This window comes from Halomarina halobia, from assembly GCF_029338575.1.
In the GTDB taxonomy this organism is placed as follows: domain Archaea; phylum Halobacteriota; class Halobacteria; order Halobacteriales; family Haloarculaceae; genus Halomarina; species Halomarina halobia.
Map to the genome: position 1 here is coordinate 2,364,548 of NZ_CP119992.1, position 26,111 is coordinate 2,390,658.

A 26,111-nucleotide genomic window follows, 5' to 3' on the forward strand; every position below is an offset into this window, starting at 1 on the left:
CGTCACTCCAGCGCTTCGAGCGCCTCCGTGATCCGCGAGATGGTCTTCGACTGCCCGCGACGTAGCGTCTTCGAGACGGCGGGCTTCGAGACGTCGAAGCGCTCGGCGAGCGTTCCGAGGGTCGCGCCGCGGGGGCTCTCGAAGTAGCCCTCGTTCACGGCGACCTCGAGCGTCCGGCGCTCGGTCGGAGAGAGGTCGCGACAGCCCTCGATGAGCGTCATCGCCGCCGTCGCGTTCCGAACGAACCCCCGGAGGTCGGCCAGTTCGACGCTCCGCCGCGAGACGACGTCGAACTCGTTGTCCCGCTCCAACCGGGAGAGCGTCCCGTTCGCGCCGTCCTCCCGGTCGAACCCGACGTGCCAGAGTTCGCTTCCGTCCTCGATGTGGAACGGCCCCGTGACGTAACCCCCGGACTCGCGGATGGTGTGCATCGCCGCCGTCTCGTCGATGGTCGTGCGGATGTGCGCGGCCGCGCCGCGCCGCGAGAGCAACTCGTACTCGTGGAGGTGCGGGTGCGTCCGCAGGACCTCGAGGGCGTTGTCGAGCGCGTCCCTGTCCGCCCCCTCGGCGATCATCCGCGTCTCGAGGCAGTCCGTCCGGCGGTCGAACTCCCACTGCGACGCGGAGAAGGACGCCGCACACTCGTCGCTCGCGTCGATGAACGGGCAGTCGTACTGCTCCATGTCGAGGGTGATGTCGATCATGGGACCCTTGTCTCGTCTGTCGATATCGTCCGTGACAAAAAACGCTTTCGTCGTCGCGTCCGGTTGTTTTGCCGGGAGCGACTGCGATTGCCGTCGCTCCTGCCGGTCGCTCCCTGATCGCGTTCGCTGACGCTCATGCGACCGCCCGGAACTCCGAGTCACCCCTGTCCGTGTCTACGTATCTCACTATATATAAAATGCGCTGTGTTTATAGTAAATCGGCCTTCTATCGTTATGCGTGGAAACGCAACCGACGTTCGCCTCCGAGCGCGACCGAGTCCTCGCTCGGTTCGCGCGACCGACCGCAGACGGGGTAACGCTCGCCGTCGTGTCCGACGTCCATGTCTCCTCCGAGGAGACGGGCACGTGGAAGGTGTTTCACCGTACGGAGTCGAGGCTCGCCACGGCCGTCGCGGACGCGAACCGCCTCGGCCTCGACGGCGTCGTCTTCGCCGGCGACCTCACGAAGGACGGGTCTCCGGCGGAATTCGCCGCCGTCGACTCCCTGCTCGACGAACTCGCCGTCCCGTACGTCGCCGTCCCCGGCAACCACGACGTTCCGAAGTCGTTCGATCCTCACGAGACGCCCGCGCTCGACGCGTTCGTCGAGTCCTACACCCCCGGATCGCTCCCCTTCCGCACCCGCTTCGGCGGCGTGGACGTGATCGGCCTCAACAGCGCCGCCGCCCCCGACGGATCGCTGGAGGACACCCACGGCGGTCGGATCAGCGACGACCAGATCGAGTGGCTCGACGCGACCGTCGAACCGGACCGCCCCACCGTCGTCGTCCTCCACCACCCGATCTTCTCGATCCGCGAGCACGTCCCGACGTTCTCCGACTCCGACCACCTGCAACTGGCGAACGCCGCCGCCGTCAACGCGGCGCTCGCGCGCAACGACGTGGACCTCGTCGTCTCGGGGCACGTCCACTGGCCCGCCGCCGCGCGGGTCGACGGGGTGTCCCACCTCACCACCCCCGCGGGCTGTTCGTTCCCGCCGGCCTACCTCCTGTTCGACGTCTCCCCCGGGGGGACCTCCGTCTCGCTGGTCCCGCTGGCCGACGAGGCGGGAGCCCGGGAGGCGGTCGACCACGCCGCGCGTGACGGTGCGCGCGACGGAACGCTCCTCGAGAACGCGGAGGGCGGCTACTTCGACGCGTTCCCCCTCGTCGACGAGGCAGGCATCGACCCCCGCGCCGGATCGACCCCGACCGAGTCCCGTACCGGACTCCCCCTCCACCGCTGATCGGCCGGGCCACGGAGCCGGGACCGACTCGCGTTCGTCAGTGTCCCGACTGGCGGACGTCCGACTCGCGGAGTTCGCGAGATTGCGGCTCAAATACATAGGCCGGGCCGCACGGTTTACTATCCCCCGCCGTATGACAGAACAACCATGGCGACCATCGCCAGCGTCCGGGTACCGACGGAGGAGCTGGCACTTCACGAGAGTCTCGCGACGGTCCCCGACCTCAGGTTCGAGTGCAAGCCGCTCGTCCTGTGTGAGTACGCGGAGCTCTCCCTGCTGCACGCGGTGGTTGACGACCGGTGGGAGCTCGAGACGGCGCTCGACGCCGACGTGAGCGTCGAGCGCTGGTCGCTGCTCACCTCGTTCGACGGCGGATGGCTCTACGACTTCGACTGGGCGCCCGGGGTGGACGCGGCGTTCCGGACGCTCACGCGCGGCGGCTCCGTCACGAGCGCCACGGCGACCGACGCCGTGTGGCACCTGCGGCTGGTGTTTTCGAGCCGGGAGGCGTTCTCCGAGGCGTTCGAACGCTGCTCGCGGTACGGCCCCTCGATGGAGATCGAGCACGTCCACACGCTCGCCGACGGGAACGAGAACGTGGGCGACCTCACGCGGTCGCCCTACCGCATCGACGACCTCACGGACGAGCAGCGCGAGGCGCTGCGCGCCGCCTGCGAGCGCGGCTACTTCGACGTCCCGAGGCGGATCAGCCTCTCGGAGCTCGCCGACGAGCTCGACGTCTCCCACCAGGCGCTCTCGGAACGCCTGCGGCGCGGACACGAGGTGCTCGTCCGCGAGGTCCTGTTCTTCGACGAGTCGGGCGTCGCGTAGGGGAAGCGGCTCGTCCGTCGACGGCGTCGACCGGGACGCGGGCTCGACGGGTTCCTCGCCGAGACGATTCGATCGGCGTGATTACTCCTGTAGTCTGCACAATCGTTTTGCCCTCGGCTACGCAATAATCGATACTACCGAGCGGGTCAGCCCGCGACGGGAGGTACACATGAGCGACAAGCCACACCAGAACCTCGCCATCATCGGCCACGTCGACCACGGGAAGAGCACCCTCGTCGGTCGACTGCTCTTCGAGACGGGGAACGTACCCGAGCACGTCATCGAGCAGTACCGCGAGGAAGCCGAGGAGAAGGGCAAGGGCGGCTTCGAGTTCGCCTACGTGATGGACAACCTCGCCGAGGAGCGCGAGCGCGGCGTCACCATCGACATCGCCCACCAGCGCTTCGACACGGACAAGTACTACTTCACGATCGTGGACACGCCCGGCCACCGCGACTTCGTGAAGAACATGATCACCGGCGCGAGCCAGGCCGATCACGCCGTGCTCGTGGTGGCGGCCGACGACGGCGTCCAGCCCCAGACCCAGGAGCACGTCTTCCTGGCGCGCACCCTCGGCATCGACCGCCTCATCGTCGCGGTCAACAAGATGGACCTCGTCGACTACGACGAGGACCGCTACCGGGCCGTGGTCGACGACGTGAAGAAGCTCCTCCAGCAGGTTCGCTTCCAGACCGACGACGCGAGCTTCATCCCCTGTTCGGCGTTCGAGGGCGACAACGTCGCCGAGCGAACGGGAAGCATGTCGTGGTACGACGGCCCGATCATCCTGGAGGCGCTCGACAACCTCCCCGAACCGCAGCCGCCGACGGACGCGCCGCTGCGGCTGCCGATCCAGGACGTCTACACCATCTCCGGCATCGGAACCGTTCCGGTGGGGCGCGTCGAGACGGGCGTCCTGGAGACGGGCGCGAGCGTCTCGTTCCAGCCCTCCGACGTGAGCGGCGAGGTCAAGACCGTCGAGATGCACCACGAGGAGGTGCCGCGGGCGGAACCGGGCGACAACGTCGGGTTCAACGTGCGCGGCATCGGGAAGGACGACATCCGCCGCGGCGACGTCTGCGGTCCGGCCGAGGACCCGCCGAAGGTCGCCGAGACCTTCAAGGCGCAACTGGTCGTGATGCAGCACCCCTCGGTCATCACCGCCGGCTACACCCCGGTCGTCCACGCCCACACGGCGCAGGTGGCCTGCACGTTCGAGTCGCTCGACCAGAAGCTCGACCCGGCGAGCGGCGAGATCGAGGAGGAGAACCCGGACTTCCTCAAGAGCGGCGACGCGGCCGTCGTAACGTTGCGTCCGCAGAAGCCGCTGAGCATCGAGCCGTCGTCGGAGATCCCGGAACTCGGGAGCTTCGCGGTGCGCGACATGGGCCAGACCATCGCCGCCGGGAAGGTGCTCGAGGTAAACGAGCGGTAACCCCCGTTCGCCGTTTTTAGAAGCGTCGAGCCAGCAACAGCAGTCCGACGAGCAGCAGTCCGATCCCCCAGTAGAGCGAGTCGCCGGGCAACCAGACGAGCAGTAGCGTCACGACGCCCGAGGTGGCCAGCGACCAGCCGACGGTGTTCGCCATGGTCGGCCTTCGCCGAGCGCCGTTAAAATGCTGCGGCCTACATGTGCGCCTGCAGGTGAAGGCACCGCACTGAGGACCACGCCGCCCTACAGGAGGCGTATGCCCCAGTGCGCCGTCTGCGGGAAGACCCTGGCCGAACAGCTCATGGAGGAGGAGATCGAACGCGACGGGGAGACGTACTACGTCTGCTGTCCCAACTGTCAGGACGACTTCCAGGAGAGCCCCGAACAGTACGCCTGACCGTCCGATCGTCAGAGCGCCTGATCTCGACCGCGATCAGGCGCTCGGCGCGGAACAGCGCCACCCGCGATCCGCGTCGTTCAGCCGCTCCGCGCCGTCCTCGGTCACGAGCACGAGGTCCTCGATCCGGACGCCGAACTCGCCGGGGAGGTAGACGCCCGGCTCGACGCTTACGACCATCCCCGACTCCAGTTCGCGCCCGTTTCCGGCGACGAGGTACGGCTCCTCGTGCACGTCGAGTCCGACGCCGTGGCCCGTCCGGTGGACGAAGTACTCCCCGTAGCCGGCGTCCTCGATGACCCCGCGGGCGGCGGCGTCCACCGCCCCCGCCTCGACGCCCGGCGCGACGGCGCGCACGGCGGTCTCCTGGGCCTCGCGGACGACCCCGTGGGCCTCGCGGAACCGCTCGGGCGGCTCGCCCGCGAAGACGACCGTGCGGGTCTGGTCGCTCGGGTACCCGTCCACGACGGTTCCGAAGTCGAGCACGACGGGGTCGCCCGCCCCGATCTCGCGGTCCCCGTGGGCGTGGTGGGGCTTGGCCCCGTTGGGACCGCTGCCGACGAGCGGTTCGAACGGGACGCCCTCGCCCCCTGCGTCCGCGAGGCGGCGCTCGATCTCCCGCGCGAGTTCGGCCTCCGTGATCCCGACGGCGTCGCCGCCGAGCGCGCGCACCTCCTCCGCGACCCGGTCGGCGACGGCCGCCGACCGCCGGAGGGCGTCCACCTCCGCCGCGTCCTTGCGCAGGCGCAGCGGGGCGATCGCCTCGCTCGCCAGTCCGAAGCTCGCGTCGGGAAGGACGCGCCGGAGGTCCTGGGTGAACCGCGCCCACATCGTGTCGTCGACGAGCACGCGGCCGCCCGAGAGGTCGCAGTCGGCGACCGCCCGCTCCAGGTGCGCGAGCGGGTCGTCGTCGTCGGCCCACGTCCGGACGTCCGCGACCCGCGTGGCCTCGCGGACCTGCTCGCCGTAGAGCTCCGGGACGAGGAAGACCGGATCGCCCGTCCGCGGGAGGACGAACAGGAGGTGGCGCTCGCCCGGCGTCTCGTCGAAGCCGGTGAGGTAGAACAGGTTGCGACTGGGAAACAGCACCACTGCGTCGGCGTCGAGGGCGTCGAGCCGATCCCGGCAGGCGAGCGCCCGGCGTTCGTGACGTGTCACGGCCGTCCTTCCGCGGCGGGCGTGTAAAGCCCGTCGCCGGAGCGATCCGTCGGGGGCGTCCGACGGGGTTATAGCTGTTCTGGCTATCGCGGAACCGATTCCTTCATGTGGGTGGTTTTCGAGCGTCGGGGTAGATACACGGACGGCGAACTGTCGTCCGGGTCGTACGGTCGCCGACGCATGAACGAGGGGTCAGAAGCGAACCAGAAACGCGGTCGAGCGCGCTCCCGGCGAGCGCTCGCGCTGGCGCTGTTGGTCGTCGTCGCGGTCGCGCCCGCCGTCGCGTCGGCGGCCGAACCGCACCGCTACTCGGGTACCGTCACCTACCCGGGCGGCGAGGAGGTCCCCGGAAAGATCGTGACGGCGACGCACGACGGGACCGTCGTCGCCACCGACATCACCGACGGGCGGGGTGAGTACGCGTTCGACGTTCCGCGCCGGGCGGTCGACGGCAACGGTAGCGCCGTCACCATCTCCGTGGAGGACCGCTCGCGGACCGTCGAGTGGCGGTCGGGAGGCCGGACGACGGTGAACTTCGTGCTCGGGGGGCCGAACCGGACGGAGACGCCGACGCCGGAACCGACCCCCGAGCCGACGCCGAACCGGACGGAGACGCCGACTCCCAGCCCGACTCCTACGCCCACGCCGAACCGGACGGCCACGCCGACGCCGGAACCGACGCCCACCGAATCGCCCCAGGAGACGGCGACGGCGACGGCGACGGAGACGGCGACCGAGACGCCGCGGCCGACCGAATCCGAGCCCGCCGAGGGGACGGAGACGACGACCGAGGAGGGTTCGGGGGGCGAGGCGACCGGCGGGAACGCGGGGAACGAAACGAGCGAGGCCGGGGCCCGAATCGAACCGCGGACGCCCGAACCGGAGACCCGCGGGAGCGGTCCCGGTTTCACGCTGGGCGGCGGCGCGCTGGCGGTCGTCGCGGCCGCCCTGTTCGCGCTCCGGCGGCGCTGACGCGCTCGCCGGAGCGAGAGAGTTCGAATCGATGACACCTGCGCTAATCGCGCGAGACGAGCGCCGTGGGACGCGGTACCGAGCCCGCGCTATACGTATTGACGGCGAGTTTATGTCGTTCTTCCACACGAGTGGTGGTGTATGCAGCCATCGTCACGAGACGACTCCGCGAGACCGAGCGTCGTCCTCATCGAACGCATAGCGGAACTCGAGGGGGTCGATCCCCTCGAACTCGATCCCCCGCTCAACGACGTGATCGACGCCGACGCGCTCGACGAACTCTGTGCGGTGAGCCCCTGCGACCTCGTGGTCTCGTTCGAGTACCGCGGCTACGCCGTTCGCGTCCGGGGCGACGGTACGTTCGACGTCCGACCGAGTCCCGCCGCGGGGACGTCCGCCGACGGAGCGGCCCGCCACTCCATCCGATCGTTCTCCGACTGAGACTCTACCGACACGTTCGTTCCCGGCGCGCCGTCGCCCGCCGGGAGCGAGACCGTCCGGCGAGCGACAGCGGCGTTCCGGTCAGTCGCCCGGCGCGGGCGTCTCCTCGTCGCTCGGGCCGGTCGGCGGCGGGCTCGCCCGCTCGGCGTCGCCCGCCCCCGGTCGTGCGGCGTCCGCGGGCGACTCGGACCCCAGATCGCCGGCGAGCAGGCGGGGGAACACGACGCGAACGAACTCCAGCGATCCGACGAGCAGCAGGGGGGCGAGGAAGACGCCGTACCAGCCGAAGATGGCGGCCCCGAGGAGGTACGCGAACAGCATCAGGCCGGTGTGCAGCGACCGGCCGGAGAGGTACGGGCGGACGAAGTAGCGGATGAGCGAGTCGATGCCGAAGAACGTCACCGCGTAGTAGAGCGCGGGGAACCAGAGGAGGACGAGCTCCCCCCGGCCGAGTACCTGGACGATCAGCAGGAGCAGGACGGCGGTGTAGACGATCCCCCGGCCGATCAGCGGGATGAACGTCGCCAGGCCGGTCAGGACGGCGAGGAGCACCGGTTGCGGAATGGTCAGTCCCGGCGGCGCGACGAGGTTCAGTCCGGTGTAGACCACCGCCGCGACGAACATCACGACGATGACCGTGAGCATCTGCCCGTAGTACGCCGTCGAGAGTCCGCGGTCGACGTTCTCCAGGTAGCGTTCGAGGACCGTCCCCGGTCTCGCCACCTCGTCCCGGAACCACGCCGCCAGCCTGTCGTCGTCGCGCAGGAGGTAGAAGACCAGCGCGAGCACGAGCGTCGTGTGCAGGAAGACGCTGCCGAGCGTCCCGATGACCCCGAAGGCGGTGTCGACGCCCCGTTTGACGATGGGTTCCCGCAGCAGCTCCTGCGCCCGGGCGAACAGCCGCTGCGGATCGTTCCAGAGCGCGGAGAGGTCGGCGTACGGTTCGACGAACCGGGCGTACACGCCCGGATCGAGCAGGTCGAGCGCCTGGAGCTGTCCGACCGCGGCGGCGACGAGCCCGGCGAGCAGCGCCAGGAACGGCACGACGAGGACGAACAGCGTCACCGTCGCGGCCTTCGTCCGGCCCGTCCGCGCCGCCAGCCGCCGGTTGATCGGACGCGCCGCGTAGTAGGCGAACAGCCCCAGCACGAGCGTCCCGACGAACCGGTAGCCGACGAGGAGGAGCATCCCCGCGATGACGAAGCCGAGGAGCCACCAGCCCACTTCCCGCCGGTCGATCTGTATGCGGATGCGTTCGGCCGCTCCGCGCTCCGTACTCATGCGTCAGTGTATGACAAACGGCGGGAAAAACCGCGCGTCTCCGTTCGCCTTCCGTGTCCCTCACGGCTCCGAGACGGTGGGCGGAACGCGGGTGAAGCATATCGGTGCGGGGGTCGTGAGTAGGGTATGGAACGGAACGACGACGCTGTCGCGGAACCGGCCCCCGCCGACGGCGCTCGCGGATCGACGTCGTGGCTCGACGTCGTGGACGAGGTCCTCGACGCCGCCATCGACGACGAAGACGAACTCGAAGCGACCCTCTCCGACCTGCGGATCGACGTCCCGCTGGAGATGGGTCCCGACGCCGAGCACGCGAGCTGGCGCTTCGACGGCACCGTCACGGTGCGGACGGAGGGAATGCGCGCCACGCTGGCGGAGTGGCTTCGCTGGTGGGACCGCGACCGTCGCGAGTGAGCCGATGCGACGCCGAACCTTCCTCGGGGCGCTGGCCGCCGGCGCGTCGTCGCTCGCGGGGTGCGCCGACCTCGACCTCCCTCCGGGCGATCCCTCGCTCCCCGAGGTCCCGGGTTCCCCCGAGCGCGACGGTCCGCCCCCGTCAGTCCCCGAACCGACGCCGACCGCGGGAATCGATCCCGTCGCGCTCGAACGACGCGTCCACGACGAGGTGAACGACGCCCGCGGCGCGCGCGACCTCGGAACGCTCGACTTCGACACCGCCCTGCGCCGCATCGCGCGCTACCACAGCGCCGACATGGCCAAGCGGGAGTACTTCGCCCACGAGTCGCCGGAGGGCGAGACGGTCGAGGACCGTTACGATCGCTTCGGCTACGACTGTCGCGCCCCGACCGGCGCGTTCGAGTACGCGACGGGCGGCGAGAACCTGTTCTACGTGGGGTTCGCGCCGTCGTCGCTCGACGAGGACGCCATCGCCCGGCGGGCGGTCGAGGGCTGGCTCGAGTCGCCCGGACACCGGCGCAACCTGCTCGCCGAGTTCTGGCGGCGCGAGGGCATCGGCGTCGCCGTCGCCGAGGGCGTCCCGGTGACGGTGTACGTCACGCAGAACTTCTGTTGACCGCCGCTCTCTGCCCGCGCCGTCGGACGGCCGACGAGGGCGGACACTCGCTCGACGCGCCGGCGGAGTCGTATCGAGGGCGAACGGGCGTGATCGGCGCTGACGGGGACGTTCATCGGGGCTCTAGGGGTGAGTCGACGAGCGGCGCGTTCGGTCGGCCCCGCGCACTCGGAGCGACCGACACCTCACCCATCACCATAGATTCAGAATAACAACACTCTCTTTAAATTATACTAGTATGACATGATGGCGGTTCGGTGAAATCGGCGGACTCCGGCGGAATACTCTTCGGATCGGATACGTGACTTGTACGAATCTAGACCAGCAGTGCTTTAGTGCATCGCGCCGTGCACCCAAAGCACCGAGGTCGGCATGACCGAATCCTCACACCCACAGACGGTGGCGAATGAGGGCACTTCGTCGAATCGCGCCGACGGTACGTCGGACGACGTCGGCGCGCTGTTCGACCTGCTCGAGTCCCACGACTCGCTCGCCGTCGTCTGTCACAACAACCCTGACCCCGACTGTCTCGGCAGCGCCCTCGCCCTCGAGGCGATCGCCGAGGCGTGCGACGTGGGACGGGTCGACATCCTCTACGCCGGCGAGATCACCCACCAGCAGAACCGCGCGATGGTGAACCTCCTCGACATCGACGCGGTGCAGTACGCCCACGACCGCCTCGCGTCGACGGAGCTCGTCGCGTTCGTCGACCACTCGATCCCCGGCGTGAACAACGCCGTCCCGCCCGACTACGTTCCCGACATCGTCATCGATCACCACCCGATGGAGGGCGTCGCCGGGACGTTCGTGGACCGCCGCGAGGAGGTCGGCGCGACGGCGTCGATCCTCGCGCAGTACCTCCGGGTGACCGACGTGGACGTGGAGGAGCGCGTCGCCACCGGCCTGCTGTTCGGCATCCGCCGGGAGACGCTCGGGTTCATGCGCGGGGTCACCGAGGCCGAGTACGACGCCGCGGAGTTCCTCCACCCGTTCGCGGACGTCGACCTCCTGCGACGGCTCTCCGACTCGCTGTTCACGCCCGCGACGCTCGACTCCATCGCCGAGGCGACGCGCAATCGCGTCGTCCGCGGTTCGGCGCTCGTCTCGAACGTCGGACGGACCGCGGAGCGCGACGCGCTCCCGCAGGCGGCGGATCACCTCCTCAACCTCGAGGGCATCACCACGACCGTCGTCTTCGGCGTCGTCGGCGACACCGTCCACATAAGCGCGCGCTCGCGCGACTCGCGGGTCGACATCGGCGCGGTGATGCGGCGCACGTTCGACGACGTGGGGAACGCCGGCGGTCACAAGGACATGGCCGGGGGAACGCTCCCGCTCGGGCTCTTCGGCATCCTCGCCGACGAGAGCGACGAACTCTGCTCGCTCGTCGGCGAGACGATCACCGAGCGCGTCTTCGATTCGCTCGCCTGATCGCGGGGTCCAGTCCGTCGTCAGACCGTCGCGGATCGACGCGAGCGACGACTGCGACGGCGTCCGACAGCGTTTTGTGAATTATCCGAGCGTTTAATATTCGTTGCGAATAAGTTATCGGTACCTATGTGGGGAGCGTTGCTACAGAGCGGCGGACAGGTCCCGCCGCTCACCGCGGACATGGTCGTCGTGTTCGGGGTCATCCTCGTCGCGCTCGCGCTCTTCGCCACCGAACTGGTGCCGGTCGACGTGACCGCCATCGTCGTGATGGTGCTCCTCATTCTCCTGGAGCCGTGGACGCGGATCTCCCCGGCCGAGGGCATCGCCGGGTTCGCCAACGAGGCGACGATCACGGTGCTGGCGATGCTCATCCTCAGCGCCGGCATCAGCCGCTCCGGGGCGGTTCAGATCCTCGGGCGGCGGATGGCCGCCTTCGCGGGTACCGACCGGCGCAAGCAGCTCGCGGCGACGATCGGCGTCACGGGCGTTCCGTCCGGCTTCATCAACAACACGCCGGTCGTGGCGATCCTCGTTCCGGTCATCTCCGACCTCGCGCACAAGGGCAGGACCTCCCCGTCGACGCTGCTGATGCCCCTCTCGTTCGCCTCGATGCTCGGCGGGACGCTCACCCTGATCGGCACCTCGACCAACATCCTCGCCAGCGAGATCTCGCGGGAGCTCTCCGGGGAGTACCCCGAACTCCACGCGTTCGGCGTCTTCGAGTTCACGGAACTCGGCGCGATCGTCCTCGTCGTCGGCTCCGCCTACCTCCTCTTTGTCGCCCCGCGGCTCATCCCCGAGCGCGTCCCGCCGGAGGAGGACTTCGTCGAGGAGTACGAGATCGAGGGCTACCTCACCGACGTGGTCGTGGGCGAGCGCTCGCCGCTGGTCGGCACGACAGTGGAGGCGGCGATCGATCACGCGTCGTTCGACGCCGACATCCTCCAGTTGGAGCGCGACGGCGAGCGCTTCATGGAACCGCTGGGGAAGAAGGAGGTGCGCGCGGGCGACGTCCTCCGCGTCCGGACGGACCGGCCGACGCTCCGTCGGCTCATGCGGGCCGACGGGCTCAGCCTGCGCGGCGGCCCGGAGACGGAGTCCGACCTCACCCCGGTGGAGGCCGACCCGACGCTGGTCGAGATCGTCGTCCCCCGCGGGTCGTTCCTCGTCGGCGAGACGCTCGCGTCGTCGGGATTCCGCCAGCGGTACGACGCGAACGTCCTCGCGTTCCGCAGCCGGGGTGAGCTCCTCCACGACCGCCTCGAGAACGTCCAGATCCAGGTGGGCGACACGTTGCTCGTCCAGACGACGCCGGACACGCTCGACCGCCTCGCGCGCAACCCCGACTTCATCGTCGCGCGCGAACCCGACCGACCCGAGTACCGGACGGACAAGATCGTCCCCGCGTTCGCCGTCATCGCGGGCGTCGTCGCCGCGGCGGGGCTGGGACTCGTTCCGATCCTCGTCAGCGCGCTCGCGGGGGTGGTGGCGATGGTGGCGACGGGCGTCCTCCGGCCGAACGAACTGTACGAGTCCGTCGAGTGGAACGTGATCTTCCTGCTCGCGGGCGTCATCCCGCTGGGTAACGCCCTCCAGCAGACGGGCGCGGCCGACCTCCTCGGGGCGCTCGTGGCGTCGACGGCCGGCGCGCTCCCGGCGGTCGGCGTGCTCTGGGTGTTCTACGTCGCGACGGCGGTGCTGACGAACGTCATCAGCAACAACGCGAGCGTGGTCCTCATGATCCCCGTCGCCGCGAGGGCCGCGACCGAGATCGGCGCAAATCCCTTCGCGTTCGTCCTCGCCGTGACGTTCGCCGCCTCGACGGCGTTTCTCACGCCCATCGGCTACCAGACGAACCTGTTCGTCTACGGCCCCGGCGGCTACCGCTTCACCGACTACTTCCGCGTCGGCGCGCCGCTACAGGCGCTACTCTCGGTCGTCACCGTCGTCGGCATCTACGTCCTCTGGGGCGTCACCTCGTAGGTGGGGTTCCCCGGTCGCACACCGTGACCGGGTGCACCCTGGCGAAACAGCGCGGCGCGGACGGACGACCCCGCGCGAGTCGCACGGTCGCACGGGCCTTCGGGTCGGATCGCGTCAGAGGTTCGCGACCGCCCGTCCGCGCACCGCCGGCCCTCAGCCGATACCGGCCTCATCGGGCGGCGGACGGGGTGCGACGGGGCGCACCGCCGCGAAAACGCACGTTACCCAACGGTCGTACCTCGCTACCATATCACTTACGGATCCAGGACGCGAACGACCCCGTCGCGCCTCGCGGTCCGCGTCGCCACTCGGCGACCTGTCGGCGTCCGTTCGCGACCGGAACACGTGGTGGGGGGAACGCCCACCAGCGTCCGTGTGGATACATGACGGCAGACGACTGGAGCGCTCGCGCTCCAGAGTGCCGTGGTTCCCGTTCCGCGGTGGAATGACAGACGGTAACTGTGGAACCGTCCTGAGCGACGGCCCGAACGACCATGGGGGTTGGTATCGTGGCAAAGTATGACTCTACATGGTTTCGTATGTATTGCAGAATAATGTTTCCGGACTTGAGTAAGTTTATAACGGCGGAGTGTGGCGAGTGTTACGAATGCGCGAACGCGACCGTTCCGCCTCGTCGCCGAACGGACGGAGCGCGACGTGAGCGACGAGCCCCGGCGCTGATCGGCCGGACCGCCGACCGCAACGCTCATCGCCCCGGCCCCGAAATCACCGGGAGATATCACCCATGAATCCCGACGACTTGCGGGTCTACCTCGTCACCCAGGAGAGCCTCTCGGCGGGGCGGACGACGCCGGAGGTGGTCGCGGCCGCGCTCGACGGCGGCGCGACCTTCGTCCAGTTGCGCGAGAAGGGTCGCCCGGCCAGGGAACGGTACGAGGTCGGCCTGCGGGTCCGCGAGCTGACCGCCGAGGCGGGCGTTCCGTTCGTCGTCAACGACCGCGTCGACCTGGCGCTCGCGCTCGACGCAGACGGGGTCCACCTCGGCGACGAGGACCTGCCGGTGTCGGTCGCCCGCGACCTGCTCGGGCCCGAAGCGATCGTCGGCCGGTCGGCCTCCTCGGTCGGGGAGGCCCGCGCCGCCCGCGAGGCGGGCGCGGACTACCTGGGCGTCGGGGCGGTGTTCGCCACCGGCTCGAAGGACGTCGCCCCCGAGGACGCCGAGATCGGGCTCGAACGGGTCCGGGAGATCGCCGAGGCGGTGGACCTCCCGCTCGTCGGGATCGGCGGGGTGACGGCCGGGAACGCGGCGGACGTGCTCGCAGCGGGCGCGGACGGCGTGGCCGTCATCAGCGCCATCACGGGGGCGACGGACGTGCGCGAGGCGACGCGGGCGCTGGCCGACGAGGCCGGAGGTGAGAACCGGTGAGCGAGCGACCGCCGACGCCCTCGCTCTCGGACTCGCTCGCCGTGCTCGCGACCGCCCGGCCGCTCGTCCAGTCGATCACGAACGCGGTGACGGTCAACGACGTGGCGAACGTCACGCTCCACTGGGGCGGTCTGCCCGTGATGGCCGACGACGAGCGGGAGGTCGCGGAGATGGTCGCCGCGGCGGACGCGCTCCTGCTGAACGCGGGCGACGTGAGCGAGCGCGGCGAGCGGACGATGCTGACGGCGGGTCGCGCGGCCAACGAGCGCGGCGTCCCGGTCGTCCTCGACCCCGTCGGCGTGGGGGCGACGCCCACCCGGACGGCGGTCGCGACGCGACTCGCCGACGAACTCGACCTCGCGGTCGTGAAGGGTAACTACGGCGAGGTCAGCGCGCTCGCGGGTGCCGAGTCGGCGGTGCGCGGCGTCGAGTCGGTCGGCGAGTACGCCGACATCGCGGCGACCGCGCGGGCCTGCGCCGCCCAGACGGACGCCGTGGTCGTCGCCTCCGGGGAGACCGACGTGGTCGCGACCGGCGGCGACGCCTACGCCGTCGACGGCGGCCACCCCATGATGGGCCGGGTCGTCGGCACCGGGTGCATGCTGGGGGTCACGCTCGCGGCCTTCAGCGGGGCCGTCGCCGACCCGCTGGGAGCGACCCTCGACGCCGTGCTGGCCTACGGGCTGGCGGGCGAGCGGGCGGCGGACGCGGAGTACGGCGGTCCGGCGAGCTACAAGATCGCCTTCCTCGACGCGGTCGCCGCCCTCGCCGCGGAGCCGGGGGGGATCGACGACGCGTCGCTCGAGGGGCGACTCGAACCACTGTAGTGACCGGATCTACGACCGCGGAGTTACCGGGCGTTCACTCCCCGAACGGGTCCTCGAAGTCGTTGCGGACGAAGTAGCGCACCCAGTTGCCGTAGGTTCGGTCGGCGGGGTGGTCGGCGACCTGCTCGTAGCGCACCACGCCGTCCGTGTCGATCACGTACGTCCCGGCGATACCCGTCACCCCGTGGCTCGTCTCCTCGGTGCCGCTGTACGCGTCGGCGACCTCGCCGTCGGGGTCGGCGAGCAACTGGAAGTCGAGGTCGAATCGGTCGCGCATCTCGACCAGCTTCGGGGTTGGACTCGTCACCACCGGAAGCACGTCAACGCCCTCGTTGAACCACAGGTCGTAGGACACCTCGCTGAACGTCTGGAGCTGTTCGGCGCAGAAGCTGCACCAGTGGCCGCGGTTGACGAGGACGATCGTCGGACCCGAATCGAGGGTGGAAGAGAGCGATACCTGGCCGCCGGCGGTGCTCTCGAGCGTGAACTCCGGTGCCTGCTCTCCTTCGAGTGACATACCCGAACCGAGGGGCGGCGGGCATATAGCCGTCGGGGCGGTCGGGGGCGACGAGCGCACACCGGGGAAAGGCTCATCCGGCGGGGGAAGCGTGAGCTTTTTTCGTTCCCGAGGAGATTCGAACCCATGTCAACCCCTCGCGTCCTCGTCGCGGGCGAGACGCTCGTCGACCTCCTGCCCGAGCGCAGCGGGCCGCTCGACCGGGTCGAGCGGTTCGTCCGTCGCCCCGGCGGCGCGCCCGCGAACGTGGCGGTGGCGCTCGCCCGACTGGACGAGGTGCCGTGGTTCTGGACGCGCCTCGCGACGGACCCGCTCGGGGACTTCCTCGGGCGGACGCTCGACGCCGAGGGGATCCCCGGGCGGTTCGTCGAGCGCGACGCCGACGCGAGGACGACGCTCGCGCTCGTCACGCACGACGAGGACGCGGTTCCCACCTTCTCCTTCTACCGGGCGGAGGGGCCGGACGCGCGGTTCGAGCCGGGTACCGTCCCGGACGACGCCCTCGACGCCGTCGACTGGGTCGTCTTCGGCGGCGTCGTCCTCTCGACGGGCGCAGGCTGGCGGGCGCTGCTCGACCTCGTCCGCCGCGCCCGCGAGCGCGACTGCACCGTCGTCTTCGACCCGAACGCCCGCCCGGAGCTGTGGGACGAGGGGGAGTTCGCGCGGGCGATCGACGAGGTGCTCCCGCTCGTGGACGTGGTGAAGGCCAGCCCGGACGACCTCGAACTGGCGGGGTTCGACGCCGGTCTCGATCCCGAGGCGCTCGCCCGCGCGGTCTGCGGGCGCGGCCCGCACACGACCCTCCTCACGCTCGGGGGCGACGGCTCGATCGCGGTCGCCGCCGCCGACGCGCCGTGGGGTCCCGCGGAGCGCGCACACCCCGGGTACGCGGTCGACGCGGTCGACACCACCGGCGCGGGCGACGCCTTCCTCGCGGGGACGGTCGCCGCGCTCGCCGAGGGGCGCTCGCTCGAGGAGGTGCTGGGGTTCGCCAACGCGGTCGCCGCGCGGACGACGACGGGGTCGGGCGCGATGACCGCCCTCCCCGACCGGGGGGCGGTCGAGGCGTTCCGCGATCGCGTCGGGTCGAAGACGACGGAAGAGCGGGACTGACCCGCACTCCGGTCAGGAGCGGTCGAGGGGCAGGTGCCGCTCGGTCGTCGCGTCGCCCCCGACGGACTCGACCGCCTCGCTCGGCCAGTCGCCGGTCCGGGTGAGCACCTCGAAGCCGTCCGCGGTCACGAGCGTCGTGTCCTCGCTCTTCGTACCCTGCACCGTCGGGTTCCAGGCGTAGGCCATCGGTAGCTCGACGGTCGCCCCGTGACCGGGCGTGGCGATCCACTCCCGGCCCGCGAAGCCGGCGGCCCCGCCCTGGTGGTGACGCCGCCACTCGCCGTCGAACCCGACCTCGTCGTAGGCGTGCCGCACGTCGGCGAAGACGTCGCCGGCGGTGCCGCCCTCGCGCCCGACGCGCCGGGTCGCCGCGAGCGCGGACGCCTCGACGCGCATCGCGGCGCGGTGGCGCTCGGCCAGCCACGCGGGCGGGTCGAACGCGACCGTCCGGGTGCAACTGGCGAACAGGCCGCCGCGCTCGGCGGTGACCGAGACGAGCGCGTAGTCGCCCAGTTCGACGGGGTTCGGCGTGTAGTGGCGGTACCTCCCCGCGCGCTCCGCCCCGCCGACGAGCGCGACGGGCGAGTCGATCCCGCGCGCGGCGAGGTCACCCCGGAGGCGGGCCGCGACGGCGCGCTCGGTCTCGTCCGACTCGCACGTTCGGCAGACCGCCTCGACGGCCTCGGCCGCGTCGCGACCGAGCGCCCGGTAGCGCTCGACGTCCGCGTCCGCGAGCGGTTGCCGGAGCGCGCTCGCGTCGACCGTCTCGAAGCCGGGAACGGGGAAGTCGGCGGCGGCGGGCGTCGGACTCGCGTCCGCGATCGCTCCCGCGAGGTCGTCGGCGTACCAGTCGAACGCGACGACGTCGGCGTCGGCCGGTAGCTCCTCGTCCCGCAGGCGCGGGGCCTCGATCGTGTCCGTCACGACGGTCAGCCCGTCGCCGTCGTAGCCGGCCGCGGCGACGCCGACGTCGCCCGCGCGGTCCACGACGTTGTCGCCGCCGGTGAGCCACGCGAACCCGTTCGGACGGGCGAACCAGACGGCCTCGAGGCCGTTCCCGTCGAGGTAGGCGTCGAGGCGGTCCGTCCGCTCGCGCCAGTCGAAGCCGGCCTCCGGACTCATGAGCGCTCGACGTCGACCCACTCGGCCGCCTCGTCGCTCCGCTCGACGGCGTCGAGGACGCGCTGGACCTCCAGGGCGTCCTCGAAGTTCGCGTGGAACTCCGTCTCGCCGGCGACCGCGCGGAGGAACTCGTAGTTCTCGTGGACGAAGGTGTGCTCCCACCCGAGGACGTGGCCCGGCGGCCACCAGTGCTCGACGTAGGGGTCGTCCGCGTCGGTGACGAGCACGGTCTCGAAGCCCCGGTCGTCCTCCCGGAGCACCTCGAGTTCGTTCAGCCGTTCGAGCGAGAAGCGGAGCGCGCCGTCGGTCCCCTCGACCTCGATCGTGTGGTCGTTCTTGTGCCCCGTCCCGGCGCGGGTCGCCTCGAAGGTGCCCATCGCGCCGGCCTCGTAGGCGACCTGCGCGGAGTAGGCGTCGTCGACGGTGACCGGCCTGCTCTCGTCTTCGCCCTCCACCGGGCGCTCCTCGACGAACGTCCGCAGGTGACCGCTGACGCGCTCGACCTCGCCGACGCGGTCGCCGACCAGGAAGCGCGCGAGGTCGAGCGAGTGCGCCCCGAGGTCGCCGAGCGCGCCGCTGCCCGCGAGTTCCTCGTCGTTGCGCCACGACCACGGCGCGTCGGGAGCGACCAGCCAGTCCTGGAGGTAGCGCCCGCGGACGTGGCGGATCTCGCCGAGGTCGCCGTCGTCGATCAACCGCCGGGCGTGGCGGATCGCGGGGACGTAGCGGTAGTTGAACGCGCAGCCGGCGACGGCGTCGCTCCTCCGCGCCGCCTCGGTCATCGCCTCTGCCCCCTCGAGCGTCGGCGCGAGCGGCTTCTCGCAGAGGACGTGGACGCCCGCGTCGAGCGCCGCGATCGACGGCTCCGGGTGGAGGTAGTTCGGCCCGAGGTTGTAGAGCACGTCCACCTCCTCTATCGCCTCCTCCCAGTCGGTCGCGGTGGCCGCGAATCCGAGGCGGTCGGCGGCCGCCGACAGCGCCTCCTCGTCGCGCCCGACGAGCACCGCTCGCTCGGTCTCCGGCGCGTCCGGGAAGAACATCGGCAGGCGGGCCAGCGCGTTGCCGTGCGCCTTCCCCATGAAGCGGTACCCCAGCATTCCGATTCGGAGCGTCATCTCGTGGTCACCTCGCGCGGAGGGGAGAAAGTGGTTCGGGGTGGTCGAGAGACGGGCGACTCGCGCTACTCCGCCCAGTAGGCGTCGCCGGGAGTCGTCTCGAAGACGGCGCGGTCCAGCAGCTCGACGGCCTTCTCCAGCCCCTCGCGCGAGGAGGTGAGCGAGTCCTCGTGCTCGATCGAGAGCGCGCCGTCGTAGCCGACCATCCGCAGCGTGGAGACGACGTCCTTCCAGTGGGCCTCGCCGTGGCCGTATCCCACCGTCCGGAACAGCCACGAGCGATCCGGCTCCTCGGTGTAGGGCGTCGTGTCGAGGACGCCCTTCTCCCGGGCCACCGAGTCGTAGACGCGGGTGTCCTTGGCGTGGACGTGGTGGATGGCACCCCGTTCGCCGAGCAGGCGGATGGCCGCGAGCACGTCGATCCCCTGCCAGTAGAGGTGCGATGGGTCGAAGTTCGCGCCCACGTACTCGTTGGTCGCCTCGCGGAGGCGGAGCAGCCCCGTCGGCTCGTGGACGAGCATGTTCGGGTGCATCTCGACCGCGACGTTCACGCCGTGCTCGGCGGCGTGCTCGGCGAGCGCCGACCAGTACTCCGTGGCGACCTCCCACTGGTAGTCGTGGGCCTCGGCGTGCTCGCTCGGCCAGGGCGCGGTGATCCAGTTGGGAACCTCGTCGTTCGGCCCGCCGGCGGGTAACCCGGAGAAGCACGTGACGGCGTCGACGCCGAGCTGGTCGGCGAGGCGGATCGCCTCGCGCAGTTCGGCGTCCGCGCGCTCCGCGCGCTCGTCGTCGGGGTGGAGCGGGTTGTTGTGCGTCGCGAGCGCGCTCACGACGAGGTCGTGTTCGTCGAGCGTCTCGCGGAGGGCGGCCCGCGCGTCGTCGTCGTCGAGCAGCGCCTCCCGGTCCACGTGGTCCTCGCCGGGGAAGCCGCCGCAGCCGAGCTCGACCGCGCCGACCCCGATCCCCGAGAGGTAGGAGAGCGCGTCTTCGAGCGATTCATCGCCGAGCGGAACGGTGAGTACGCCGATATGCATGGTTCGTGTCGTCCCCTATCGTGGGTAGTGTACGTAGTCGTTCGGGCGTCGGTGCGCCGACGGTCGACCCGCCGCGGTGATCAGTTGCGTGATCAGTCGCTGGCCGAGATGGGGGTCTCGTGGAGGGAGACGGCGGTACCGGTCTCGGCGGAGCGGTAGATGCCGTCGAGGACGCGCTGGACGACGAGCGCCTCGTCGACAGTGTTCTGCGTCGGGGGTTCGTCGCTGGCGACCGCGGCGAGGAACGCGCGCAGCTCGGAGCGCATCGCCGGGAGCCGCTGGGTGGCGACCTCCGTGTCCTCGAAGTGGGGCGCGCCGCCGCTGCTCGCCTCGTAGATGGTGAGATTGCCGTCCAGGTCGAGCGTCGCTCCGCCCTCCGTCCCGTGGACGACGAACTCGGTCGTCGGCGGACGGTTGGTCGCCCACGCGACCTCGAGCGACACCGTTCGATCCTCCGCACAGCGGATGAACGCGCTCGCGGAGTCGTCCACGTCGAAGACCCCCTCGCCGTCCTCGCCCCACATCTCGAGGTAGGTGTAGTCCTCCTGGTGGCCGAACTGCGAGCGGGTCACGCCCGTCAGCTCGCGGACCTCGGGGAACGAGAGGAGGTGGAGCGCGAGGTCGATGGCGTGGACGCCGATGTCGACGAGCGCGCCGCCGCCCGACACCGCCTTGTCGGTGAACCAGGAGCCGCGGCCGGGGACGCCCCGCCGTCGGACGTAGTTGGCCTCGACGTGCGTCACCTCGCCGAAACGACCCTGTCGCTGGTAGTGCTTGAAGACGCGGACGGCGTCGTTGAAACGATTGAGAAAGCCCACCATCCCGATCCCCTCGGCCGCGTGGGCGGCGTCGGCGATGCGCTCGGCGCTCTGGAGGTTGTGTGCCAGGGGCTTCTCGAGAAAGACGTCGAGCCCCGCCTCGAACGCGTCGACGGCGTACTCCTCGTGGAATCGGTTCGGCGTCGCGACGATGACGGCGTCGACGGTCTCGTAGAGTTCTTCGGGATATTCGTACGCGCGGACGCCGAAGCGATTCTCGAAGCGTTCGCACGCCTCGGAGGATATATCCATACCCCCCGCGAGTTCGACGACCCCCTCGGTGGCCAGCGACTGGAGGTGCTCCGCGTGGATGTGCCCGATGCTTCCGAGGCCGATGAGGCCGACTCTCGGTGGTGCAGATGTTGTTTTGTTCGTGCTCGTGTTCATACAGTGATCGTCGTGTTGTGCCTACGTTCTAGAGTACAATACCCCTGACGAGATGAGCACGAGGGCTAGTACAGTTGCCGCTCGCGTTCCTCGCGCTCGCGTTCCTTCTGTGCCTGCTCACGCAACCGTTGGCGGCCGCGCCAGAACTGTCTGACGGTCGGGATCAACCGCCGCCGGACGTCGCGGACGAACGCGACGATGCCGTAGACCCAGAAGAAAAACAGGAGCGTCACGCCCCCGACGTACAGCGCGGGATCCACGTCAGCGGTCACCCCCGTCTGCGGCCACCTCGGGCGAACGGGTGACGCCGTGGACGATCGCGTCGCCGCTCTCGGTGTCGAAGAGGTGCACCTTCGATCGATCGAGGACGATCTCGACCGGTTCGTTCTCGGTGAGGTCGCTGTCCGGCGAGACGCTCATGAGCAACTCCGTCTCATCGTCCTCGCCCTCGCCCTCGCCTTCGACGATGAGCGTGACGAAGATCTCGTCGCCCATCGGTTCGAGCACGTCGGTCCGCGCCTGGATCACCTCGGAGGGCGCGTCGAGTTCCTCGACCTGCTCGACGGCGTAGATGTCCTCCGGACGGACGCCGAGGGTGACCGCCGTTCCGTCGGCGATCCGGACCGAGCTGTCGACCTCCACCGAGAACGCCGGACAGGCGAAGCTCTCGTTCTCGAAGACGCCGTCGACGAGGTTCATGCTCGGCGATCCGATGAAGCCCGCGACGAACAGGTTCGCCGGTTCGTTGTAGCAGACGAGCGGCGGGGCGAGCTGCTGGAGTTCCCCCCCGTCGATGACGGCGATGCGGTCGGACATCGTCATCGCCTCCGCCTGGTCGTGGGTGACGTAGATCGTCGTCGTCTCCAGCTCCCTGTGCAGGCGCTGGAGTTCGGTCCGCATGTGGACCCGCAGCTTCGCGTCGAGGTTCGCGAGCGGCTCGTCCATCAGGAACGCGTCGGGGTTGCGGACGATGGCGCGGGCGATGGCGACGCGCTGGCGCTGCCCGCCCGACAGTTCGTCCGGCATGCGGTCGAGCATCCCCTCCAGTTGAACGGTCTCGACGGCCCGGTTCACCCGGCGGTCGATCTCCTCCTTGTCGTAGTCCCGCAGACGGAGCCCGAAGCTGATGTTGTCGTAGACGTTCATGTGGGGGAACAGCGCGATGTTCTGGAACACCATCGCCACCCCACGGTCCTTCGGCGGGAGGTTCGTCACCTCCCGGTCGCCGATGTACACCTCGCCCTCGGTGGGCATGGTGAGTCCGGCGACCATCTCCATGGTGGTCGACTTCCCGCAGCCCGACGGGCCGACGAGCGTGAGGAACTCGCCGTCCCGGATCTCGAGGTTCATGTCGTCGACCGCGACGACGTCCTGGTAGCGTTTCGAGACTTCGTTGAGTGTGACGGTTGCCATGATTGTATCACTCCTTGAGGGCCCCTGCCGTGAGGCCGCTGACGATCTTCTCCTGTGCGATGACGACGAGGATCGCGATCGGGATCACGCCCACGATGGACGCGGCCGCCATCAGGTTGTACAGCGTCGAGTACTGCGTCTGGTAGTTGAGGATGCCCCAGAGAAGCGGTGCCCAGTTCGTGTACTTCCCGCTCGTGACCATGAGGTACGAGAAGAAGAACTCGTTGTACACCGCGATGAACGTCAGCACGGCGGCGGTCGCGACGCCCGGTGCCGAGAGCGGAATGATGACCCGAAAGAGCGCGCCCAGTCGGGTCGATCCCTCGACGCGCGCGGCGTCCTCGAGTCCGTCCGGGATCTGGCTGTAGAACGTCGTCAGGATGAAGATCGAGAGCGGCAGGAACAGCGCGCTGAACGGGAGGATCATCGCGGGCGGCGTGTTGATCACCCGCGGGAACACCTGCACGCCGAAGACGATCACGTCCCCCTGGAACAGCTGGTACAGCGGGAGCAGGAACGCCGCGGGCGGGAAGTAGGAGATGGCGAGTACGATGAGCATGAGCGGCGTCCGGCCGGGGAAGTCGAGGCGGCCGAAGACGTAGCCCGCGAGCGACGCCAGCACGATGATGATGACCGTCGTGATCGTGGCGAGCACGAAGCTGTTGAACAGGTAGAAGTGGAGCGGCACCACCTCGAAGATCTCGACGAACGCCCCCGGGTTGAACCCCTTCGGGGCGAGCCCCATGTCCTGGATGGCGCTCGTCGGGGTGAGCGCGATGACCAGCAGGTAGTAGAGCGGGAACAGCGTCGTGACGAGGAAGAAGATCATCGCCACGTAGAACAGCGCCCGGTAGGTCTTCCGGGGGTCGCTGATGGACCCCTGCACCCAGCGGGTGAACGGCCCGTCGTTGGACTCGGTCGACATTCAGATCCCCTCCTTGGCGAGTCGGTAGATGTTCACGGCGACGAGTAGCCCGATGAGCGCCGCCGTCGTGAACGCGATGGCGGCCGCGGTGCCGTAGCGACCGACGGTGAGGAACGTCGTCACCACCTGACAGGACAGCGATGGCACCGTCGTACAGCCCGCGCCGGAGGCCTCGATCAGGCCGAAGACGCGCGCCGCGTCGATGGTCCGGAAGAGCATGGCGACCACCACGGTGGGCAGGACGAGCGGCAGGGTGATGAACCGGAACTGCTGGACGCGGCTCGCCCCCGAGACGCGCGCCACGTCGTACAGCGACCGGTCGATGCTCTGTAGCCCCGCGAGGATGAGCAGCGCCATGAACGCCGAGGTCTTCCAGATGTCGGCGACGATGATGAGCAGCAACGAACTGCCGAGGTCGTTGAGCGGCTGGCTCGTGATGAGCCCGAGGTTCGCGAGCGGTTCGACCGCGAAGCCGACCCCCGGCTGGAACATCAGGTAGAAGATCATCCCCTGGATCACGATCGGCACCGCCCACGGGAGGATGATGGCGACGCGCACCCACCGGCGACCGCGGAAGTCCTGATCGAGCACCAGCGCCTGGCCGAATCCGATGATGGTTTCGAAGAAGACGCTGACGACGGTGAACACGAGCGTCACCACCAGCGCGCTCTGGAGCGGCGTCTCGAGGCTGAAGAACGGATTGACGAGCGCCTTCTGCCCCGTGAACAGTTCGACGTAGTTCTGAAAGCCGACGAACTCGCCGAGACGCTGAGCGCCGGTGACCTGGTCCGCGAGCAGCGACATCTGGAACGTGCTGAGCAGCGGCCAAAACGCGATGAGCCCGAGTAGCAGGAACACCGGCGTCAGCAACAGGTAGGCGAACTGCGTCTCGTCGAGCGTCTCTATCCACCGTACCGCGGACACGTACACGCCCGAACGGTCCGACCGACGTTCGCGCGCGGTTCGCTGATCTGTCTCCGTTCCCATCGTTAGATGCTCTCCTCGATCGTTCGCAGCTCGTTCTTGAGTTCGGTCATGGCCGTGTCCGGCGCGCTCTTACGCGACGCCGATGCGTTGACTGTCCCCGAGATGGCGCTCGACTCCTGGGGCCAGAGCACCGTCACCGGCCGGGGCATGCTGTTCTGCCCGGCCACGTAGAGGGTGTCAGCGTACCGCCCGGTCGGTTCGATGTCCCTCGCCGCCTGGGTCTTGAGCAGTTCGAGGTTCGGCGGGAGCCACCCCCAGATGCGGAACAGCCCGAGCATCACCTCGTCGGTGGCTGCCGCCTCGATGACCTCCGTGACGGCGTCGAGGCTCGTGCTGTTCGGGTTGACCGTGATGTTCCACCCGCCGAGCGCCGACGTCGATCCGCCGGTTCCGGACGCCTGCGCGTTCGACGGTTCGGTCGCGTAGGGCAGCGGCATCGCGCCGTAGTCGGTGCCGTAGTTCTCCTCCTTCGCGTTCTCCGCGATCGAGTAGGGCCAGTTGCGCTGCGCGACGGTCTGTCCGTTCACCATCGCGTTGTGCGTGTTCGGCTCGGACCACGAGAGGACGCTCTCTGGGGTGATGCGCCGGTAGCCGTCCAGTCCGTGGGGGTCGTCCGGGCCGTAGATGAACGACCGGACCATACGCACGGCGTTCGTCACGGGCTCCGTGTCCACCGTGATGGGGCGCTCCCCGATGGGGCCGAAGAGGTTGTCCCGGCCGCCGAAGTACGCGCCGCCCCACGAGGTCATGAACTCGTTGAACGTACAGCACGAGAGCCCCTCGTAGGCGTCGAACTGGAAGACGTGGCCGTACCTGAGCGACTCGTCGTCGGCGTTCGCCTCCAGCGTCCTCGCGATGACGTCGGCGAACCGCTTCCAGGTCATCGGCTCCGTCGCCCAGTTCTCCCCGTCGGGGTCGAACCCCGCGTTGCGGACGAGGTCCTTCCGGTACTGGATGACGGCGAAGTCGGGAAACAGCGGCACGCCGTAGAGGTCGCCGTCGGTGCTCGTCGCGGTCGAGAGGCTCGGATCCAGGTAGTTCGACTGGATCCGTTTCAACAACCCCTCGGGGAGCAACTGGGTCAGGTTGAGTACCAGTTCGCGGTCGATGAAGGTCTTCGTCCACCCCGAGTCCATCAGGAACATATCGGGGTCGTCCTCCCCACCGCTGAGCTGTCGCATGTACTGGTCCCTGCGCGCTCCGGAGTCCTGCACCCCCGGTTCGAACTCGATGCGGATGTCCTTGGAGAGGCCGCCCTCCTCGTGGAACAACGCGCGTATCTCGTCGCCGACTTGCCGCGAGGCCGCCGCGTCGAATCCCCATCGCACGAGCGTCGTCCCGCCCGCCGTCTCGACATCGCTGTAGATACATCCCGCGAGGCTCGCAGTGACGCCGGACGCCCCCGCCGCCGCGATGAAGCGACGGCGGGAGACCCCGCCGCTCTGACGTTCCCCCCTGCTACCTCGTGACATTACCAGTCTGGAATCACCCGTCTCATCAATATAATTACTGTACTACAACGGCAGTAGTAAATAGGAAATCCGAGAGGTCGCGCCA

General features: G+C 69.5%; 27 protein-coding genes. 13 read left to right on the top strand and 14 right to left on the bottom strand.

Annotated elements, in window-relative coordinates; genetic code table 11:
* Positions 1-2: 2 nt before the first annotated feature.
* Positions 3-704 (bottom strand): helix-turn-helix domain-containing protein, encoded by a 702-nt coding sequence (locus tag P1K31_RS12520; protein ID WP_276303658.1) that lies wholly within the window; start codon positions 702-704, stop codon positions 3-5.
* A 238-nt stretch (positions 705-942) separates the two neighbouring features.
* On the opposite strand from P1K31_RS12520, the gene P1K31_RS12525 reads away from it, so the two are divergent.
* The 3 genes from P1K31_RS12525 (at position 943) to tuf (ending at position 4,216) form a co-directional block, all read left to right on the top strand.
* Entirely contained in the window at positions 943-1,950 is a 1,008-nt protein-coding gene (locus P1K31_RS12525) for a metallophosphoesterase family protein (RefSeq protein ID WP_276303659.1), read from the top strand.
* A gap of 147 nt (positions 1,951-2,097) precedes the next feature.
* Complete coding sequence (locus tag P1K31_RS12530; RefSeq protein WP_276303660.1) at positions 2,098-2,781, top strand: helix-turn-helix domain-containing protein; 684 nt, start codon at positions 2,098-2,100, stop codon at positions 2,779-2,781.
* Between the two features lie 169 nt (positions 2,782-2,950).
* Positions 2,951-4,216 carry a translation elongation factor EF-1 subunit alpha gene (gene tuf, locus P1K31_RS12535; RefSeq protein ID WP_276303661.1) on the top strand — a complete coding sequence of 422 codons (1,266 nt, stop codon included), beginning with the start codon at positions 2,951-2,953 and terminating at the stop codon, positions 4,214-4,216.
* Positions 4,217-4,232: 16 nt separating this feature from the next.
* Here the strand turns inward: tuf and P1K31_RS12540 are convergent, their stop codons facing one another.
* Positions 4,233-4,370, bottom strand: a complete 138-nt coding sequence (locus tag P1K31_RS12540) for a hypothetical protein (protein ID WP_276303662.1) — start codon at positions 4,368-4,370, stop codon at positions 4,233-4,235.
* 99 nt (positions 4,371-4,469) lie between these two features.
* On the opposite strand from P1K31_RS12540, the gene P1K31_RS12545 reads away from it, so the two are divergent.
* Positions 4,470-4,610: a YHS domain-containing protein gene (locus P1K31_RS12545; RefSeq protein WP_276303663.1), complete on the top strand. Its 141-nt coding sequence runs from the start codon at positions 4,470-4,472 to the stop codon at positions 4,608-4,610.
* A gap of 36 nt (positions 4,611-4,646) precedes the next feature.
* On the opposite strand, the gene P1K31_RS12550 is transcribed toward P1K31_RS12545, so the two are convergent.
* Complete coding sequence (locus P1K31_RS12550) at positions 4,647-5,768, bottom strand: M24 family metallopeptidase (protein ID WP_276303664.1); 1,122 nt, start codon at positions 5,766-5,768, stop codon at positions 4,647-4,649.
* A gap of 180 nt (positions 5,769-5,948) precedes the next feature.
* On the opposite strand from P1K31_RS12550, the gene P1K31_RS12555 reads away from it, so the two are divergent.
* Both P1K31_RS12555 and P1K31_RS12560 read left to right on the top strand, forming a co-directional pair.
* Positions 5,949-6,740, top strand: coding sequence for a hypothetical protein (locus tag P1K31_RS12555; protein ID WP_276303665.1), 792 nt, complete (start codon positions 5,949-5,951; stop codon positions 6,738-6,740).
* Between the two features lie 141 nt (positions 6,741-6,881).
* On the top strand, positions 6,882-7,181 hold the full coding sequence (locus P1K31_RS12560) for a HalOD1 output domain-containing protein (RefSeq protein ID WP_276303666.1): 300 nt from the start codon (positions 6,882-6,884) through the stop codon (positions 7,179-7,181).
* Positions 7,182-7,262: 81 nt separating this feature from the next.
* Here the strand turns inward: P1K31_RS12560 and P1K31_RS12565 are convergent, their stop codons facing one another.
* Complete coding sequence (locus tag P1K31_RS12565) at positions 7,263-8,462, bottom strand: AI-2E family transporter (RefSeq protein ID WP_276303667.1); 1,200 nt, start codon at positions 8,460-8,462, stop codon at positions 7,263-7,265.
* Between the two features lie 126 nt (positions 8,463-8,588).
* Here P1K31_RS12565 and P1K31_RS12570 point away from each other — a divergent pair, with 126 nt between their 5' ends.
* From P1K31_RS12570 to thiM, 6 genes are all read left to right on the top strand, one after another.
* Positions 8,589-8,876, top strand: coding sequence for a hypothetical protein (locus tag P1K31_RS12570; protein ID WP_276303668.1), 288 nt, complete (start codon positions 8,589-8,591; stop codon positions 8,874-8,876).
* A gap of 4 nt (positions 8,877-8,880) precedes the next feature.
* Positions 8,881-9,495, top strand: coding sequence for a CAP domain-containing protein (locus P1K31_RS12575; RefSeq protein ID WP_276303669.1), 615 nt, complete (start codon positions 8,881-8,883; stop codon positions 9,493-9,495).
* A gap of 372 nt (positions 9,496-9,867) precedes the next feature.
* Positions 9,868-10,926 carry a DHH family phosphoesterase gene (locus tag P1K31_RS12580; RefSeq protein ID WP_276303670.1) on the top strand — a complete coding sequence of 353 codons (1,059 nt, stop codon included), beginning with the start codon at positions 9,868-9,870 and terminating at the stop codon, positions 10,924-10,926.
* Positions 10,927-11,106: 180 nt separating this feature from the next.
* On the top strand, positions 11,107-12,909 hold the full coding sequence (locus P1K31_RS12585) for an SLC13 family permease (protein WP_276305745.1): 1,803 nt from the start codon (positions 11,107-11,109) through the stop codon (positions 12,907-12,909).
* Between the two features lie 745 nt (positions 12,910-13,654).
* Positions 13,655-14,296 carry a thiamine phosphate synthase gene (thiE, locus tag P1K31_RS12590; protein WP_276303671.1) on the top strand — a complete coding sequence of 214 codons (642 nt, stop codon included), beginning with the start codon at positions 13,655-13,657 and terminating at the stop codon, positions 14,294-14,296.
* Entirely contained in the window at positions 14,293-15,123 is an 831-nt protein-coding gene (gene thiM / locus P1K31_RS12595) for a hydroxyethylthiazole kinase (protein WP_276303672.1), read from the top strand. The genes thiE and thiM overlap by 4 nt, the downstream gene beginning before the upstream one ends.
* Before the next feature lie 34 nt (positions 15,124-15,157).
* Here the strand turns inward: thiM and P1K31_RS12600 are convergent, their stop codons facing one another.
* Positions 15,158-15,640 (bottom strand): peroxiredoxin family protein, encoded by a 483-nt coding sequence (locus P1K31_RS12600; RefSeq protein WP_276303673.1) that lies wholly within the window; start codon positions 15,638-15,640, stop codon positions 15,158-15,160.
* A 126-nt stretch (positions 15,641-15,766) separates the two neighbouring features.
* Between P1K31_RS12600 and P1K31_RS12605 the strand changes: the two genes are divergently transcribed.
* On the top strand, positions 15,767-16,753 hold the full coding sequence (locus tag P1K31_RS12605; protein WP_276303674.1) for a carbohydrate kinase family protein: 987 nt from the start codon (positions 15,767-15,769) through the stop codon (positions 16,751-16,753).
* Between the two features lie 12 nt (positions 16,754-16,765).
* Here the strand turns inward: P1K31_RS12605 and P1K31_RS12610 are convergent, their stop codons facing one another.
* The 9 genes from P1K31_RS12610 to P1K31_RS12650 form a co-directional block, all read right to left on the bottom strand.
* The gene (locus tag P1K31_RS12610) at positions 16,766-17,875 is read right to left on the bottom strand and encodes a M24 family metallopeptidase (RefSeq protein ID WP_276303675.1); all 1,110 of its coding nucleotides are present in this window, start codon (positions 17,873-17,875) and stop codon (positions 16,766-16,768) included.
* Positions 17,872-18,990, bottom strand: a complete 1,119-nt coding sequence (locus tag P1K31_RS12615; RefSeq protein ID WP_276303676.1) for a Gfo/Idh/MocA family protein — start codon at positions 18,988-18,990, stop codon at positions 17,872-17,874. The genes P1K31_RS12610 and P1K31_RS12615 overlap by 4 nt, the downstream gene beginning before the upstream one ends.
* A gap of 65 nt (positions 18,991-19,055) precedes the next feature.
* Positions 19,056-20,024 (bottom strand): sugar phosphate isomerase/epimerase family protein, encoded by a 969-nt coding sequence (locus P1K31_RS12620; protein ID WP_276303677.1) that lies wholly within the window; start codon positions 20,022-20,024, stop codon positions 19,056-19,058.
* A 92-nt stretch (positions 20,025-20,116) separates the two neighbouring features.
* Entirely contained in the window at positions 20,117-21,229 is a 1,113-nt protein-coding gene (locus tag P1K31_RS12625) for a Gfo/Idh/MocA family protein (RefSeq protein ID WP_276303678.1), read from the bottom strand.
* A gap of 65 nt (positions 21,230-21,294) precedes the next feature.
* On the bottom strand, positions 21,295-21,501 hold the full coding sequence (locus P1K31_RS12630) for a DUF8005 family protein (RefSeq protein WP_276303679.1): 207 nt from the start codon (positions 21,499-21,501) through the stop codon (positions 21,295-21,297).
* Positions 21,491-22,642 carry an ABC transporter ATP-binding protein gene (locus tag P1K31_RS12635; protein WP_276303680.1) on the bottom strand — a complete coding sequence of 384 codons (1,152 nt, stop codon included), beginning with the start codon at positions 22,640-22,642 and terminating at the stop codon, positions 21,491-21,493. The genes P1K31_RS12630 and P1K31_RS12635 overlap by 11 nt, the downstream gene beginning before the upstream one ends.
* A 7-nt stretch (positions 22,643-22,649) precedes the next feature.
* Complete coding sequence (locus tag P1K31_RS12640) at positions 22,650-23,567, bottom strand: carbohydrate ABC transporter permease (protein ID WP_276303681.1); 918 nt, start codon at positions 23,565-23,567, stop codon at positions 22,650-22,652.
* On the bottom strand, positions 23,568-24,554 hold the full coding sequence (locus P1K31_RS12645; RefSeq protein WP_276303682.1) for a carbohydrate ABC transporter permease: 987 nt from the start codon (positions 24,552-24,554) through the stop codon (positions 23,568-23,570). It lies immediately after the preceding gene.
* Between the two features lie 2 nt (positions 24,555-24,556).
* Complete coding sequence (locus P1K31_RS12650) at positions 24,557-26,026, bottom strand: extracellular solute-binding protein (protein WP_276303683.1); 1,470 nt, start codon at positions 26,024-26,026, stop codon at positions 24,557-24,559.
* Positions 26,027-26,111 lie beyond the last annotated feature (85 nt).